Origin of the sequence: Promicromonospora iranensis, assembly GCF_028994805.1 — a bacterium.
GTDB lineage: Bacteria > Actinomycetota > Actinomycetes > Actinomycetales > Cellulomonadaceae > Promicromonospora > Promicromonospora iranensis.
On record NZ_JAJQQP010000014.1, the window covers coordinates 144,074 to 159,503 of the forward strand.

A 15,430-nucleotide genomic window follows, 5' to 3' on the forward strand; every position below is an offset into this window, starting at 1 on the left:
CCGGGCCGCTCAGGCCGTCTGCTCCTCGAGGCGCGGGAAGAGGGAAGCGCCCTTCGTCACCGTGGTGCCGGCGGGCAGGACGCCGAAGGTAGCCGCGCTGTCGAGAGGCTGCGCATCGAGCGCCCCGAGGGGAGCCTCCGCGCCGAGCAGCTCCCACAGCGCGGCCGCCGCCTTGGGCGTGATGGGGTTGAGCAGCACCGCGAGCGACCGCAGCGCTTCCGTGGCGGTGACGAGCGTCGTGGCGAGACGGCCGCCGTCGACCCCCGCGCCGGCCTCGTCGAGCTCACCCGGCTCCTTCGCGAGCTTCCACGGCTGGGTGTCGGCCAGATAGCCGTTCGTGGCGTCCACGAGCGTCCACACCGCCGACACGGCCTCGTGGATGGCGAGCCGGTCGATCGCCGCCTCGGCGTCGGCCACGGCCTTGGTCGCGACCTGAGCCAGGGCGGTCTCGGCCTCGGTGGGCTCACCAGGAGTCGGCAGCGAACCGCCGAAGTACTTGCCGATCATCGCCGCGGTCCGGGACGCGAGGTTTCCGAACCCGTTCGCGAGCTCGCCGTTGTACCGGGCGGACATGTCCTCCCAGGAGAACGAGCCGTCGCCGCCGAACGCGATGGTCCGCATGAAGTAGTAGCGGAACGCGTCCGACCCGAAGGTGTCGATGATGTCCGACGGCGCGATGCCGGTGAGCTTCGACTTGCTCATCTTCTCGCCGCCCACCAGCAGCCAGCCGTGCGCGAAGACCGTCTTCGGCAGCGGCAGGCCCGCGGCCATGAGCATCGCCGGCCAGATCACGGCATGGAACCGCAGGATGTCCTTGCCGACGAGGTGCACGTCGGCGGGCCAGGTCCGTGCGAACTGCTCCTTGCGCTCGGGGTCGCTGCTGTCCAGGCCCACGGCCGTGGCGTAGTTGAGCAGGGCGTCGAACCACACGTACAGCACGTGCGACGAGTTCCACGGGATCGGGACACCCCAGTCGAACGTGGAGCGCGAGATCGACAGGTCCTGCAAGCCCTGCTTCACGAAGCTGACGACCTCGTTGCGGGCCGACGCCGGCTGGACGAACTCGGGGTGCTCCTCGTACAGGGCGATCAGCCGGTCGGCGTACGCGCTCATCTTGAAGAAGTAGTTCTGCTCGGAGAGCATCTCGACGGGCGTTCCGTGAATGGGGCAGAGCTTCAGGCCCTCGTGGTCGCCCGTCCCGTCGACGAGGTCGCCCGGGAGCTTGTACTCCTCGCAGCCCACGCAGTACGGCCCCTCGTAGGAGCCCTCGTAGATCTCGCCCTTGTCGTACAGGTCCTGGAGAAACGCCTGCACCGAGGTCTCGTGCCGCTCCTGCGTGGTGCGGATGAAGTCGTCGTTGCGCACGTCGAGGGTCTTGAGCACAGGCTTCCACGCCGTCTCGACGAGCCGGTCCGCCCAGTCCTGCGGGGTCACGCCGTTCGCCTCTGCGGTACGAAGCACCTTCTGGCCGTGCTCGTCCGTCCCGGTGAGGAACCAGACGCTCTCCTGCCGCTGACGGTGCCAACGCGTCAGGACGTCGGCGGCGACCGTCGTGTACGCGTGCCCGATGTGGGGGGCATCGTTCACGTAGTAGATCGGCGTCGTGAGGTAGAAGGACTTCTCGGCTTCCGGCATGACCTCAATGGTAGTTGGGTCACGGCGCAGAGCAGCGCGCGAATGGTCGGTATCTCGTCAGGTGGTCGGCATTCCGGGGTACCGATCATGTGACGGACTGCCGACCGCTCGAACGCCGGTTGGGCGCCGGTTGGGCGCCGGGCGGTGGCAGAGTGGGGGTATGAGCATCAGCGAGTCCGGGACCAGGTCCGAGCGCCGGGCGCTCGTCGTGGTCGATGTGCAGCCCACGTTCTGCGAGGGCGGCGAGCTCGCCACCGAGGGCGGGAACGAGATAGCGCACCGCGTCGCGGCCTACGCCGCCGCGCACCGCGACCGGTACACCACCGTGGTGACCACGCAAGACTGGCACATCGACCCGGGAGAGCACTTCAGCGACACCCCCGACTTCGTCGACTCCTGGCCGCCGCACGGCGTCGCCGGCACCCCCAACGCGGAGCTGCACCCCGCGCTGGCCGACCTCGACCCGGACGCCCGGCTCAAGAAGGGCCAGTACTCGCACGGGTACTCCGGCTTCGACGGCGCGGACGACGACGGCCGCCCGCTCGCGACCGTCCTGGAGGAGGCCGGGGTCACCGCTGTCGACGTCGTGGGCCTCGTCGAGTCGCACTGCGTGAAGCACACCGCACTCGACGCGCGCCGTGCAGGCCTCGCGGCACGGGTGCTGACCGACCTGACGATCCCGGTGTCATCCGCGCAGGGCGAGGCGGCCGAGCGGGAACTCACGGCCGCGGGCGTGGAGCTCCGCGACTCGTCGGCGATCTGAGGGCCGTCAGATCCAGCTCGGGAGCAGCATCAGCCGCTGCCAGTACTCGTACGGCACCGGCATCGCCGTCCAGATCGGGTAGTAGAGCACGCTCACGCCCACGATGAGCACCACCACCACGGCGGCCAGCCAGCACACGATGCGCCGGTCCCCGCTCCGGCGCGAGGTGCGTTCGATCCCGACGGCCAGCAGGTACACGAGGGTCAGGATCACGAACGGCGTGAACACGATCGTGTAGAAGGTGAAGATGGTCCGGTCGGCCAGCGGCCACGAGTACTGGAACCAGGGCAGCCAGCCGGCCGCGATCCCCGTCAGGGCGGCAGCGCCGCGCCAGTCGCGGAACCGGATGGCGAGCACCAGCACCACGGGGATCGCCAGCGCGCCCAGCCACCACAGCAGCGGGTTGCCGAGCGACGTCACGGCGGTCGCGCAGTCACCGACGGCGTCCGCGGGGCACGGCCCCTGACCAGGGGTGTACTTCTCCCAGAAGAACGACGTCGGGCGCCACTGCACGATCCAGCCCAGCGGGTGCGACGCGTAGTTGTGGTCCGAGTCCAGGCCCGTGTGGAAGTCCCACATCATGTGGTGGTACTCCCACAGCGACCGCCCGGCCTCCCACGCACCCTGCGCCCAGCCCCAGTCGGGCCACCAGCCCGGCGGCGTCACGCCGTTCACCGCCGCCCAGTCGCGCAGGTACGACTTCGGGTGGGCGAACCAGGCGGACCACGACGCGATGTAGACGGCGGCCACGGTGGGCAGCATGATCAGCGCGGCCGGGACGGCGTCGACCACCAGGGCGTCCTCCCACCAGCGCTCGACGCCGGCCGTGCGGCGCGCCGTCATGTCCCAGACGACCGTGAGCAGGCAGAACGCCGCGACGAAGTAGAGACCCGACCACTTGACGCCGCACGCGAGACCCAGCGACACCGCCGCAGCGAGCCGCCACCAACGGAACCCGAGGCGCGGCCCGTACTTCCCGATCGCCCCGCCCGCCTCGACGATCTGCGCCACGCGGTCCGCGAGCCGCCGTCGGGCCCACTCCCGGTCCATCACCAGGCAGCCGAACGCGACGAGCACCCAGAACATGAGGAACTGGTCCAGCAGGCCGGTGCGCGAGTGCACGATCGCCTCGCCGTCGACCGCCAGCAGCAGACCTGCGACCAGGCCCAGCGTGGTGGACGAGAAGAGCCGCCGGGCGATCCGCACCATGAGCAGGACGGCGAGAACCCCGATGACCGCGCTCGCGATGCGCCACGCCATGGGGTTGTCGGCGCCGCCCATGAGGCGCATCCCGATGGCGATCATCCACTTGCCGACGGGCGGGTGGACGACGTACTCCGCCTCGTCGGTCTTGTACGAGCTGACGTCACCGGCCTCGAACGCCGGGTTCGGGTCGTCGGGCCAGGCTGCCTCGAACCCGAGGCTGGCCAGCGACCAGCCCTCCTTGACGTAGTAGGTCTCGTCGAAGACCAGCTTGCCCGGGCGGCCCAGCTCCCAGAGCCGCGCGCCCGCGGCGATCGCCGTCACGAGCAGCGCGCCGAACACGCCCCAGAACCGGTCGGCGGCGGTCCGCCCCAGCGCGAGACGACGCTCGCCCAGCAGGTCGCGCAGGAGTCGCTCCCGCACGGGAGGCGCGGGCCGCGGAGGCTGCGCGACGGCGGGGAACGACCCGGTCCGCGTCATCCGGCCCGCGACGGCTTCACGCCGCATGTGCGCGCCGTACGTTCCGGGCAGAGCCTGCTGCGTGGCGGCGAGATGCGCTCCTGTGGCGTCAGGCTGCTGAGACACCGGGCCAGCATAGAGCGTGGGACCCTGTGGTCCATGACCGAACCGTCCCTGGTTCCCGGGCCCGCGCCCGAGGCCGGCTCCCTCGTCCTGGCCGCCACCCCGATCGGCAACACGGAGGATGCCTCGCCGCGCCTGGTCCGCCTGCTGGCCGAGGCCGACGTCGTGGCCGCCGAGGACACCCGCCGCCTGCACGGGCTGGTCGCGCGGCTCGGGGTCGAGGTCCGCGGCCGGGTGACCAGCTACCACGAGCACAACGAGACGGCGAGGGCCGACGAGCTGCTCGACGTCGTCGCCGGCGGAGGCACCGTGGTGGTCGTGACCGATGCCGGGATGCCGTCCGTCTCCGACCCGGGCTACCGCATCGTGGAGCGCGCCGTCGAACGCGACCTGCGCGTCACCGCGGCCCCCGGGCCGAGCGCCGTGCTGACGGCGCTGGCGCTCTCCGGCATGCCCACCGACCGGTTCACGTTCGAGGGCTTCCTGCCGCGCAAGGCGGGCGACCGTGCCAGGACGCTCTCCGCGCTGGCCGCCGAGCCGCGCACCATGGTGTTCTTCGAGGCACCGCACCGGATCGCGGAGACCCTGGCCGCCATGGCCACCGCGTTCGGGGAGGCCCGGCCGGCCGCCGTCGCGCGCGAGCTCACCAAGACCTACGAGGAGGTGCTGCGCGGCCCGCTCGCCGACCTCGCCGAGCGGGCGGCGGCAGAGCAGCTGCGCGGCGAGATCTGCGTGGTGGTCAGCGGCGCGCCCGCGGTGCGGGTCAGCGTGGAGGACGTCGTGGGCGAGGTCCTCGAGCGGGTCGCCGCGGGCGAACGGCTCAAGGCCGCGGTCGCCGAGGTCGCGGAGACCGCGGGCGTGCCGAAGCGGGACCTCTACGCGGCCGCTCTTGCGGCCCGTCCCGCCAAGTAGCCCGTTGAGTGCTGGCTATTTGTTGAGATCGGGCCTTCTTCTCAACAAATAGCCAGCACTCAACGAAGGGTTACCAGTCGATCTGGGGGGTCGGGTGGTAGGTGGCGCCCTCGCGGCGCCAGGTGGCCGCCTCGAGTGCCACCCGGCTGCGGAACGACTCCCAGTCCTTCGCGCCCGGCTGCGACCAGGCGGTCTCGGCCACCGCGGCGAGCCGGGGCAGCAGCATCGAGAACAGGTCGTCGCGGCTCAGCAGGGTCTCGGTCCAGACGGCGGCCGAGACACCCTCGATCGCCGACTCGGGCAGGCCCTCGATGAGGGCCGCCGGGTCCCAGTCGTAGGAGTCGTGCAGCTCGACGAAAGCGGCCCACTGCTGGCCCAGCGGGTGCTCGGGCGTGTACTTCATGTCGAGGTAGGCCCGGTCGGCCGGGGACATCACGAACCGCGCGCCGGCCTCGGCGGCACGCAGGAACGGCGCGGGGTCCGGCCGGGTGTCCCAGTACTGCAGCACCGTGCCGGGCCGGACGAGCGCCGGCTCCTCGTCGTCCGGCACCGCGTCGTCCGGAGCCGCGTCGTCCGGAGCCGCGTGGTCGGGCGTCGCCTCCCCCGCCAGCGCCGCCACCGCCGACTGGTCACCGTGCGCGGATCCGGCGGCCTCCTGCCACGCGACGGGCGTCTTGCCCGCACCCGTGACGATCTCCTGGCACAGGGCGACGAACCGGCCGAACTCGTCGGGCTGCATGGTCAGCACCTCATCGCCGCCGAAGTGCACCCAGGGCCCCAGCGTCATGCGCGCGACGTCGGTGAACACGTCCCGCAAGAACGGCTCGGTGGCCGGCAGGTCGATGTGCAGCTTCGAGAAGCCGACCTCGATGCCGTCGTAGGTGTCGGTCGGCTCGCCCGAGGGCGTGAGCTCGCCATAGGCGTGGGTCGCCGCGTTGACGTGCCCGGGCACGTCGATCTCGGGCACGACGACGATCTCCCGCTCGGCCGCGTACTCCTGCAGCTCGCGGTACTCGTCGACGCCGAGGAACCCGCCGGCGGCACCCGACACCGCACCCTGCGACGACTTCTCCGTCAGCGCCGGCCGGGACGGGATCTCCAGCCGCCAGCCCTGGTCGTCGCTCAGGTGCAGGTGCAGCCGGTTCATCTTGTACGAGCCCACGAGATCCACGACGGCCCGTAGGTCGGCCGGCCCGAACCAGTGGCGCACCACGTCCAGCGACAGCCCGCGCCACGCGTACCGCGGCTCGTCCCGCACGACGACGGCGCCCACCTCCAGCGGTCCGTCCGTCTCCCGGCGGCCCGCGTTGACGAGCTGCCGCAGCGTCCGCACGCCGTGCAGCAGGCCTGCGCGCTCGGGCGCCGCGACGGTCACGCCGGCCGCGGTCACGGTCAGCGTGTAGCGCTCCGGGCTGCTGGAGCCGGCAGGACCGGCGGTGGCGTCCAGGGTCAGGGCGACGGGCGTCCCGCCGTCCGGCACGACGGACGCCCCGGTGGTGGCGAGGAGCTCGCCCGCGAGGCGCACGACCACGGCGTCGGCCGCGTCGACGGTGACCGTCGTGAGGTCCAGCACCCCCTCGGCGGGAACCAGCTCAACGGGTGCTGGGATGACTGCGTCGGCGACGATGCCCGCGCCGCTGCTCACGGTGGTCACGATTGTTAGGGCCCCTTCGCTCCGATGGTTGCCCGCAGTTTCGCAGGTTCAGCCTGCGGAGACCAGACCTAGGAGCGGTTCGGTGGGCATGATGCTCGTGGGGTCCGCCGGGACCTCGCTGGGCGCGGACCAGCCGAGGAACGTGTGCGCGGGGATCTCGCCGGCGACGTCGGCCCACACGCCGGCCGCCGTGGCCTGCCCCTCGCCCGGGCCCGCGGCGGTGAAGACCACCGCGACCTGGGGCGGGACCCGGAGCTGAGCCCGGTCCACCACCGACGCCGCCGTCGACTGGTGCACCTCCAGCATGATCTGCGGCAGCTCTCGCTCCGTCGCGATCTCGGCGAGCCGGTCCACGACGGCCTGCAGCTCCGCGAGGGGCACCGCGCCCGCCTCCGCGCCGTTGCCCGCCACCCGGAACTCCGGGTGCACCGACAGGCCGACGCCCGGCTTCGACAGCAGCGGCTCCACCTCGTCGAGCTGCGCGGCCAGCGGCTCGTTGCCGGGTGCGACGTCGAGCAGCACGAGCTGTCCGGCCGCACGGATCGCGTCGACGGCAGGAGTGAGCAGCTCCAGCGGCTGCTCGTCGACGTAGTCGCCGTCCTCCCCCGCCGCGCCGGACCGCACGCTGGCGGTGACGGCGACCAGGGGGGAGCCGCCCAGTGCCGCGCCGTTGGTCGTGGCGGCCGTCACCGCACGAGCGGCGTCGGCAGCCGGGTCGGCGATGCCGGCCGGCACGGTGTACGACGTCGACACGTACCGGCCGGGGAACAGCCGCAGCGAGCCGTCGGGCAGCGTGGCCCCCGACGTGGCCACGGCCACCTGCCAGCCCAGGTCGTCGGCCGAGCCGAACTGGGCGCCGATCCCCACCACACCGAGCGGCTTGAGGGTGCGGATGGTCTCCACCGTCTTCGGCCCGGAGGCGATGCTGCCGTCCGGGACCACCACGGGGACGGCACCGGCGGCGAGCGCCGTGCCGATCGCCGCCTCCTGCCCGAGCTGAGGGTCGACCGCCACGAGGATCTCCTGCAGCAGCTCCGGGTCCGCGACGTCGGGGATCTTCGAGCGCAGCCCGTCCACGTCGGTGGTGTCGAGGCGGTCGGGGGTCGGCATCTGAACCTTGGCGACGTCCTGCTTCTTGTCACCACCGCCGCCCCGGCCCGCGGAGGCGGCGGCCTCCGCGGCCGCGCTCAGCGCGCCCGGGTCGAACCGGACCGCCTCGGCGTCACCGGTGGCCTCCCCGACAGCCGCGAGCGCCTCCTCGTCGCCGATGACGACGACGGTGCTCGCGCCGAGCCGTTCGAGCTCCGTGACGAGATTCTTGTCCGAGACACCGCCGTCGGTGAGCAGCACGGGCGCGGTGACGGCGGCGCCGGTGGCCGCGGCGGTGGAGCGCGCGTCGTCGTCGTCGGCCGACGCGAGCACGGCGACCGGAGAGGCGTGGAAGAAGGCCTGGCTCGCGGTGAGCGCGAGCTCTGCGGGGTCGGTCGAGTCGAGCACGAGTGCCGGCCCGGACGGTTCACGGACCTGAAAGTTCTCCCCCGTCCTCCCGTCGACGCCCTCGGCCGTCGGCACCGTACAGCCGGCGAGAACGAGGGCGGCTGCCGCGAGCAGAGCCGCAGCGGACGCAGAACGGTGGTGCGGGACGAATCGGGCGTTCCGGATGACCACGGGTGACATTGTCCCCCACCCGGCGGTGAAGTGGAAACCCCGGGGTGGCCGTGAACCCAACGTGGGCCGGCCGGCGGGTGAACAGCCCGCGGCGGCGGGAGCGAGGTAGACGAACCCGTCAGTCCACCGCCGCGTAGACTGGTCGTTCGGATCATCCGGGACGAGCACGGAAGCAGATGGCGCGATGAGCACCCCGACAGCGGGCGGCCCGACGACCCGGGACCGCATCCTCGACGCGGCGACCGACCTGTTCTACGCCCTGGGGATCCGCGCGGTCAGCGCGGACCGGATCATCGAGCGTGCCGGGATCACGAAGGTCACGTTCTACCGCCACTTCCGCACCAAGGACACGCTGGTGGTGGCCTACCTCGAACGGCAGGCGGCCTGGGAGCGCCAGGCGCTGGACGGCGTGCGTGCGACCGCCGGTGACGACGCCGAGGCCCTCCGCCGCTTCGCCCACGCCGTCGGCACCGAGACGTGCCGCCCGGGCTTTCGCGGCTGCGCGTTCATCAACGCGGCGGCCGAGTACGCCGACCCGGACAGCCCGGTCCGGCAGGTCGTCGCGGAGCACCGCGCCTGGTATCGGCAGACCTTCGCCGCGATGGCCGGACAGCTGGGGATGACCGACCCCGGGCAGGCGGCCGACGAGCTGATGATGCTGCGGGACGGCGCCATGCTGACCGGCTATCTCGACGACCCCTCCCGGGTGGGCGCTGCGCTGGAGCGCGCCATCTTCGCGGTGGTCGACGCCGCCCGGACCGCCCAGCCCGCCTAGCAGCGCCCAGCAGCGCCGCTGCGACCGTACGAGCCCGCCGTCACTTCCTGTGGCGGCGGGCTCGCGCTTTCCCCTGTGCTCCGCACGCCGACCGCTCGCTCGTGCCCGGCCCGTCGCTTGTGCCCTGCCAGGTTCGGGCCTACGGTAGACGTACTAGTTCGTCTACCTACCGGGTCTCTCGTACGCCGGGTCCCTCGAGAAGGAGCAGAACATGGCTGACAGCATCTACACGGCGGTCGCGACGTCCACGGGCGACGGCCGCGCCGGAGGCCACGTCGTGACCGACGACGGCGTGCTCGACGTCGGCCTGGCGATCCCGCGGGAGATGGGCGGCCCGGGTGGGGCCACCAACCCCGAGCAGATGTTCGCCGCGGGCTGGGCCTCGTGCTTCCACAGCGCGCTCAAGGCCGTCGCCGCGTCGCAGAAGGTGCAGATCAACGACTCCGCCGTCATCGCGGAGGTGGGCCTGAGCCCGCTCGACGGAGGCGGGTTCGGCCTGAGCGCCGCGCTGCACGTGGAACTCTCCGGAGTGGACCAGCAGACCGCCGACAAGCTCGCCGAGGGCGCGCACGCCATGTGCCCGTACTCGAACGCCACGCGCGGCAACATCCCCGTGACGGTCGACACGACCGTCGCCTGAGCCGGAGGTGCAGCGGAGGGTGCGGGCCGAGGAACGAGGCACGCGCCCGCAGCGGAACCGCAGGCTCGGGCGACCGAAGACAGAGCCTGAGTCTGAGCTCGCCGAGCGCCGATGTCAGAGGCTCAGGTCACCCTGGTGACCTGAGCCTCTGTCATACCCGCCCGCGTCGAGAAGGAACCGCATGCCGTTCGCCGACCAGCTCATCAGTGACCACACGGCCACCACTCTCACCGAGGCCGTGGGCGCCGCCGCCCCGGACGTCGCCCTGCGCGCGCTGCCCGCGGCGGTCGGCCGGCTGGGCGAGCTCCCGCTCCGCGAGCGGGCGGACCTCCTGCGCGACGCCCTGCTGACCGACGTGCCCGGCGGGTACGCGGACCTCGCGCGGGTGGTGCGCACCGCACGCGACGGCGAGCTGCCGTTCACCGGCTGGCTGATCTGGCCGGTCACGAGTGCCGTCGCGGTACGGGCGGTCGAGGAGCAGACGGACTCCGCCTTCGACGACGCGATGGACCTGCTCGCCGAGCTCACCGGGCGCCTCACCGCCGAGTTCGCGGTGCGCACCCTCCTGCGCCACGACCTGGACCGGGCCCTCGGCATCGCCACGACCTGGTCCCAGTCCGACGACGCCGACGTGCGGCGGCTGGCCAGCGAGGGCACCCGCCCGTACCTGCCCTGGGCCGTGCGGGTGCCGCAGATCCTGGCCCGGCAGGGGGTGACCGTGCCCGTCCTCGATGCCCTGTACCGGGACGAGAGCGAGTACGTGCGCCGGTCCGTCGCCAACCACCTCAACGACCTCAGCCGCGACCACCCCGAGCTGGTGGTCGCCACGGCCGGCCGCTGGCTCGCCGAGCCCGCGGCGACGACGCAGGGGCTCGTGCGGCACGCGCTCCGCACGCTGGTCAAGCGCGGCGATCCGGGCGCCCTGGGGCTGCTCGGGTTCGGCCCCGCCTCCCTCGAGATCGACGGCCCGGTGCTCGACGGTGCCCGCGTACCGTTCGGCGGCACGCTCCGGTTCACGGCCGAGGTCCGCAACGTCGGGGCGGAGAAGGCCCGGCTGTCCATCGACTACGTGGTGCACCACCAGAAGGCCAACGGCTCCCGGACCGCCAAGACGTTCAAGCTGACCACCAGCACCCTCGCACCCGGCGAGCGGGTACGGCTCAGCCGAGAGCACTCGTTCCGGCCGATCACCACACGGCGCTATTACCCGGGACCGCACGCCGTCGCCCTCCAGGTCAACGGCGTGGCCACCGACCCGGCTCCGTTCGAGCTGGACGCCCCGGTCGGTGCCTGAGCGCCCGGACTCCTGCGCAGCGGCGTACCCACGGGCTCGGCATCACCCGAACGTCATGGTGAAGACCTGGACGCCCTCCGGCACCTTCAGGTCCACGAGCCCCTCGGTCCGGTCGTCGCCCTCGAGCACCGGGTACAGCCGCGGGTTCCCCGAGACGTCGATCTTCAGGCTCTCCTGGACTTCCCCGTCGGTGTCGGTGACCGTCGCCTCGACCGTTCCCTCGCCGCCGAGGACCACGAAGACGTCGGCCGACCGGTACGCGACACGCACCTGTGCGTCGTCGGACAGCGCCCGAGCGCCCTGGAAGTCGACCTCCCAGCTACCGCCGAGCGAGAACGTGTCCTGCTGCTGCTCGTCCGCGAGGACGAACTCCTGAGCGCCGGCCGCGTAGTCGGGCTCACCCGCGTAGTTGATGACGCGCTTGATGGAGAAGTAGGTCTCGGGCGTGATCTCGTCGAGCGGTGACGCGTCCTGCACGGTGGTGGCCGCCGGCAGCTGCACGCCGGGGTTGGCGTCCGTCAGGAGCTCACGGATCAGCTTCTCGGTGTTCTCGTACCCACCTTCGCCCAGCCGGATGTGCCGGACGGCGCCGTCGGAGTCGATCAGGTACTGGGCGGGCCAGTAGCGGTTCCGGTACGCCGTCCAGGTGGAGTACGAGTTGTCCTGGGCGATCGGGTAGGTCACGTCGAGGTCCTCCGCACCCTTGATCACGTTCCGTGTCTCGCGCTCGAACGCGAACTCGGGAGTGTGCACCCCGATCACCTCGAACCCCTCGCCGACGTCGGCATACGCGTCGTACCAGGCGTTGAGGTGCGGGATCGCCCGCTGGCAGTTGATGCAGGAGTAGGTCCAGAAGTCGACCAGCACGACCTGGCCGCGCAAGGCCTCGAGGCGGAGCGCCTCGCCCTCCGGGGTGTTGAGCCACGTGTCGATGCCGCGGATCTCGGGCGCGGTGCCGCACTCCTCGAGCACCGGTGCGCCGTTCGAGCAGTTGGACAGCTCACGGTTCTCGTCCGTGACGAGGCCGCCGAGGTCGAGTGCCTGGCGCACGGTCTCCGAGGAGTCGACACGCTCCTGCAGCGCGCCCGTGTAGTCGGGGAGCTGCCGCTGGATCGCGGCGGGCAGGTTGAGCGCGAGGGCGATGGCCAGCAGGATGACGACCACACCGCCGCCGGTCCGGATGGCCTTCGTGTGCCGCTGGAAGGCCTGGACGCGCTCGGCGATCCGTCGTCCGGCGAGCGCGAAGACGAGGAGCGGGAGCGCCGCGCCGACGGCGAACGACACCGTCAGGGCGACCGCTCCGGGCCCGATGTTGCCCGTGGCGCCCGCGACGGTGATCGCGGCGAGCACCGGCCCCGCGCACGGGACGTAGAGGACGCCGAGTCCCATCCCGAGGACGAACGCCCCGCGGTCCTGCCGGGCCGCGCCCCGCTTCGCCCCGAAGGCGGCGATGCGCTGGAAGGGGCGTTCGAGGATGGTCTCGAACCGGGGCACGATCATGCCGATGCCCAGCAGGATGAGCAGGGTGATCCCGGCCCAGCGCAGCAGGTCCTGGGGCAGGCCCAGCACGGTGAGCAGCAGGGAGCCGAGCAGCGTGAAGACGGTGAAGCTCACGACCAGCCCGGCGATGACGATGTAAGGGCGCAGCGAGCGCCGGGTCCGCACTGTGGTGGCGGTGGCGGTGGCTGTTGCGGTGCCGCCGGTGCCAGTGCCCCCGGTGTCGTCGGCGCCCCGTGGCCGCGCACCCTGCACACCGCCCGCGAAGAAGATCACGGGCAGCATCGGCAGGATGCATGGCGATATTCCCGTGATGAGGCCTCCCAGGAGGCCGATGACGATGAGCGTTCCCATGGAGGCGGTTCGGTACGGCAGCCGTCCCGGATGGGTGGAGCCGCGGTCCCGGACGCATGCGTCCCCGTTCCGGGCGCCGGAAAAAAACTCGTACCCATCCGGTCCCATCCGGGTGGCCGCCGGCTCCGAACCCCGGTCAAGACGCCCCGTGAGACCGCGGGGTGACGACACACCGAGGAGAGACCGATGAACGTTCGAACCCGCAAGTCTTATGCAGCAGTCGGCATCGTCGCCCTGACCATGATCGGCCTCACCGCCTGCGGCTCTGGCACCGAGGACGAGGCCGGCGCCAGCGAGACCACGGCGACCGAGGAGGCCCCCGCGGAGGAGCCCACGGACGAGATGACCGAGGACATGGCAGCCGACCCGGCCGCCAACCTCGTGGGCCCCGGCTGCGCGGCCTACGCCGAGCAGGTGCCGGACGGCGCCGGTTCCGTCACGGGCATGTCCACCGACCCGGTCGCGGTCGCGGCCTCCAACAACCCGCTGCTGACGACCCTGGTCGCGGCGGTGAGCGGCGAGGTGAACCCCGACGTGAACCTGGTCGACACCCTGAACGGCGACGAGTTCACCGTGTTCGCGCCGGTGGACGACGCGTTCGCCGAGATCGACGACAAGACGATGGAGAGCCTGCAGACGGACGCCGACCTGCTGAGCACGATCCTGACCTACCACGTGGTCCCCGGGCAGCTCACGCCCGACCAGGTGATGGGTGAGCAGACCACCGTCCAGGGCGAGACCCTCGAGGTCACCGGCAGCGGCGACGAGCTCAAGGTCAACGACGCCAACGTGATCTGCGGCGGCGTCATGACCCAGAACGCGACCGTCTACCTGGTCGACTCGGTGCTCATGCCCCCGATGTGAACATCGTCTGAAGGATGACCGCTGAGCGGGCCCTCCGGGTCTCGACAGGTTCCACCACCGGTGGTGGAACCTGTCGAGAACCGGAGGGCCCGCTCTTCTGTGCGCACACGACAAGGACAGCTCCAGCCGCACACGACAAGGGCGGATCCGTCCGCACAACACAGAGCGGGGAACACAGAGCGGGCAACCCGTCGTACGGGTTGCCCGCTCACAGGCCGTCAGGCTCCGAGGACCACGACCGGGTCGGTGGTCGGCTGCTCGGAGCCGGCCTCGGGCTCGACGGTCACGGCCATCCCGATGCCTTCGACACCCTGGATCAGCGACGCCGTCTCGCCGTCCCGCACGGAGAGGACGCCCGCCGAGGACACGCTGCCGTCCTCCGCCACCACCCAGAGCTGGTAGGCGCGGCCCGGGGCCGGCTCCGGCAGGTCGTCGGCGCGGAAGAACATGTCGTCGTCGGCCACGAGCACGGACGCTTGTCCCCCGCCCTCGACGGTGCCGCGGAGGATCGAGGCGTCGGGGTCGACCAGCATCTCCGACACGATCTCGCTCTGCTCCCGCAGGCGGTCACGTTCCGCCGTCGCCTGCACGGCGATGGTCGTCGGGACGGCGACGGCCGCCGCCGCGGCGACCGCGGTGAGCGCGACACCCCAGCGGCGTGTCCGCCGACGCGCGGAGAGGTCGACGATGTCGCCGCCGCCGCCCGCCGCCGGTCCGTCCGCCGGCGGAACGGCCGCAGCCGACGACGACTCGACCGTGCCCGACGACCCGGACGGGGCGCTCGTGCTGGAGACCTGCGGTGTGTTCCGCACGCGGTCGAGCACGCTCGCGCGCAGCCCGGCCGGGGGTTCGGTGTCGACGGTGAACGACGCGACGACCTCGTGGTACTCGTCGAGGGCGCGACGCGCGTCGGCATCCGACTCGAGGAGCCGGTCCACGGACCGGCGTTCGAGGTCGTCGAGGGCGTGCAGCGCGTAGCCGGGCAACAGGTCACGGGCGTCGCCCTGTGCGTCGCCCCTGGTTCCGCCGTCGGATCGGTCAGACATGGCGCGCCACCCCCAGGCAGTCCCGCAAGCGGATGAGTCCGTCGCGGATGCGGCTCTTGACGGTCGGGAGGGCCGCGCCGATCTGCTCGGCGACCTCGCGATAGGTGAGGCCGCCGTAGTACGCGACCACCACCGCCTCGCGCTGGGTCGGGGTGAGTCCTTCGATGCAGCGGCGCACGGCGGAGCCTTCGAGACTGCGCTCGACGTCCTCGGCGACCACGTCGCGCGCGGACTCGCCGTTGCGCAGGTCGGTGTCCCGCTGGTCCCGGTCACGGCGAGACTGCTCCGAACGGACGCGGTCGACCGCACGCCGTCGGGCGAGCGTCGCGACCCAGGTGCGGGCAGAGCCGCGAGCCGCGTCGAACCGTGCCGCTGTCTGCCACACCTCCACCATTACCTCCTGGGTCACTTCGGCCGCGTGGTCGGGGTCCCGCAGGACGCCGATCGACGCGCCGTACGCTACCGGGGCGAGCGCGTCGTACACAGGAGTGAACGACGCCGGGTCACCGCCGGCGCACGCCGTGAGGAGCGCGTCGACGGAAT

At 72.1% G+C, this 15,430-nt stretch carries 13 protein-coding genes; 6 read left to right on the top strand and 7 right to left on the bottom strand.

Annotated elements, in window-relative coordinates:
- Positions 1–9: 9 nt before the first annotated feature.
- Entirely contained in the window at positions 10–1,635 is a 1,626-nt protein-coding gene (gene metG, locus LUM46_RS22130) for a methionine--tRNA ligase (RefSeq protein WP_274997072.1), read from the bottom strand.
- A gap of 160 nt (positions 1,636–1,795) precedes the next feature.
- On the opposite strand from metG, the gene LUM46_RS22135 reads away from it, so the two are divergent.
- Positions 1,796–2,398: an isochorismatase family protein gene (locus tag LUM46_RS22135; RefSeq protein WP_274997073.1), complete on the top strand. Its 603-nt coding sequence runs from the start codon at positions 1,796–1,798 to the stop codon at positions 2,396–2,398.
- A gap of 6 nt (positions 2,399–2,404) precedes the next feature.
- Here the strand turns inward: LUM46_RS22135 and LUM46_RS22140 are convergent, their stop codons facing one another.
- Positions 2,405–4,186 carry a dolichyl-phosphate-mannose--protein mannosyltransferase gene (locus tag LUM46_RS22140; RefSeq protein ID WP_274997075.1) on the bottom strand — a complete coding sequence of 594 codons (1,782 nt, stop codon included), beginning with the start codon at positions 4,184–4,186 and terminating at the stop codon, positions 2,405–2,407.
- Between the two features lie 33 nt (positions 4,187–4,219).
- On the opposite strand from LUM46_RS22140, the gene rsmI reads away from it, so the two are divergent.
- A complete protein-coding gene (gene rsmI, locus LUM46_RS22145; RefSeq protein ID WP_274997077.1) occupies positions 4,220–5,095 on the top strand; it encodes a 16S rRNA (cytidine(1402)-2'-O)-methyltransferase in 876 nt (291 codons plus the stop codon).
- A gap of 70 nt (positions 5,096–5,165) precedes the next feature.
- On the opposite strand, the gene LUM46_RS22150 is transcribed toward rsmI, so the two are convergent.
- Together LUM46_RS22150 and LUM46_RS22155 are read right to left on the bottom strand one after the other, a co-directional pair.
- Positions 5,166–6,749, bottom strand: a complete 1,584-nt coding sequence (locus tag LUM46_RS22150) for a family 20 glycosylhydrolase (protein ID WP_274997079.1) — start codon at positions 6,747–6,749, stop codon at positions 5,166–5,168.
- Between the two features lie 48 nt (positions 6,750–6,797).
- Entirely contained in the window at positions 6,798–8,417 is a 1,620-nt protein-coding gene (locus tag LUM46_RS22155; protein WP_274997080.1) for a hypothetical protein, read from the bottom strand.
- Positions 8,418–8,601: 184 nt separating this feature from the next.
- Here LUM46_RS22155 and LUM46_RS22160 point away from each other — a divergent pair, with 184 nt between their 5' ends.
- The 3 genes from LUM46_RS22160 to LUM46_RS22170 all read left to right on the top strand — a co-directional run bounded on the left by LUM46_RS22160 (position 8,602) and on the right by LUM46_RS22170 (position 11,126).
- The gene (locus LUM46_RS22160) at positions 8,602–9,192 is read left to right on the top strand and encodes a TetR/AcrR family transcriptional regulator (RefSeq protein ID WP_274997082.1); all 591 of its coding nucleotides are present in this window, start codon (positions 8,602–8,604) and stop codon (positions 9,190–9,192) included.
- Positions 9,193–9,403: 211 nt separating this feature from the next.
- The gene (locus LUM46_RS22165) at positions 9,404–9,832 is read left to right on the top strand and encodes an organic hydroperoxide resistance protein (protein ID WP_274997084.1); all 429 of its coding nucleotides are present in this window, start codon (positions 9,404–9,406) and stop codon (positions 9,830–9,832) included.
- Positions 9,833–10,013: 181 nt separating this feature from the next.
- Entirely contained in the window at positions 10,014–11,126 is a 1,113-nt protein-coding gene (locus LUM46_RS22170) for a DNA alkylation repair protein (RefSeq protein ID WP_274997086.1), read from the top strand.
- Between the two features lie 42 nt (positions 11,127–11,168).
- On the opposite strand, the gene LUM46_RS22175 is transcribed toward LUM46_RS22170, so the two are convergent.
- Positions 11,169–12,977 carry a cytochrome c biogenesis protein CcdA gene (locus LUM46_RS22175; RefSeq protein WP_274997088.1) on the bottom strand — a complete coding sequence of 603 codons (1,809 nt, stop codon included), beginning with the start codon at positions 12,975–12,977 and terminating at the stop codon, positions 11,169–11,171.
- Between the two features lie 186 nt (positions 12,978–13,163).
- Between LUM46_RS22175 and LUM46_RS22180 the strand changes: the two genes are divergently transcribed.
- Positions 13,164–13,841: a fasciclin domain-containing protein gene (locus LUM46_RS22180; protein WP_274997089.1), complete on the top strand. Its 678-nt coding sequence runs from the start codon at positions 13,164–13,166 to the stop codon at positions 13,839–13,841.
- A gap of 218 nt (positions 13,842–14,059) precedes the next feature.
- On the opposite strand, the gene LUM46_RS22185 is transcribed toward LUM46_RS22180, so the two are convergent.
- Both LUM46_RS22185 and sigK read right to left on the bottom strand, forming a co-directional pair.
- On the bottom strand, positions 14,060–14,887 hold the full coding sequence (locus tag LUM46_RS22185; protein WP_274997092.1) for an anti-sigma factor: 828 nt from the start codon (positions 14,885–14,887) through the stop codon (positions 14,060–14,062).
- Positions 14,880–15,430, bottom strand: a 551-nt coding sequence (sigK, locus tag LUM46_RS22190; RefSeq protein WP_274997094.1) for an ECF RNA polymerase sigma factor SigK, incomplete at its 5' end; no start/stop codon positions are given. The genes sigK and LUM46_RS22185, both read right to left, overlap by 8 nt.

What these genes read in the sequence shown, in the direction of transcription:
- metG (WP_274997072.1), bottom strand. Translation starts at nt 1,635, where the DNA reads ATGCCGGAAGCCGAGAAGTCCTTCTACCTCACGACGCCGATCTACTAC.
- LUM46_RS22135 (WP_274997073.1), top strand. Translation starts at nt 1,796, where the DNA reads ATGAGCATCAGCGAGTCCGGGACCAGGTCCGAGCGCCGGGCGCTCGTC.
- rsmI (WP_274997077.1), top strand. Translation starts at nt 4,220, where the DNA reads ATGACCGAACCGTCCCTGGTTCCCGGGCCCGCGCCCGAGGCCGGCTCC.
- LUM46_RS22160 (WP_274997082.1), top strand. Translation starts at nt 8,602, where the DNA reads ATGAGCACCCCGACAGCGGGCGGCCCGACGACCCGGGACCGCATCCTC.
- LUM46_RS22165 (WP_274997084.1), top strand. Translation starts at nt 9,404, where the DNA reads ATGGCTGACAGCATCTACACGGCGGTCGCGACGTCCACGGGCGACGGC.
- LUM46_RS22170 (WP_274997086.1), top strand. Translation starts at nt 10,014, where the DNA reads ATGCCGTTCGCCGACCAGCTCATCAGTGACCACACGGCCACCACTCTC.
- LUM46_RS22175 (WP_274997088.1), bottom strand. Translation starts at nt 12,977, where the DNA reads ATGGGAACGCTCATCGTCATCGGCCTCCTGGGAGGCCTCATCACGGGA.
- LUM46_RS22180 (WP_274997089.1), top strand. Translation starts at nt 13,164, where the DNA reads ATGAACGTTCGAACCCGCAAGTCTTATGCAGCAGTCGGCATCGTCGCC.
- LUM46_RS22185 (WP_274997092.1), bottom strand. Translation starts at nt 14,887, where the DNA reads ATGTCTGACCGATCCGACGGCGGAACCAGGGGCGACGCACAGGGCGAC.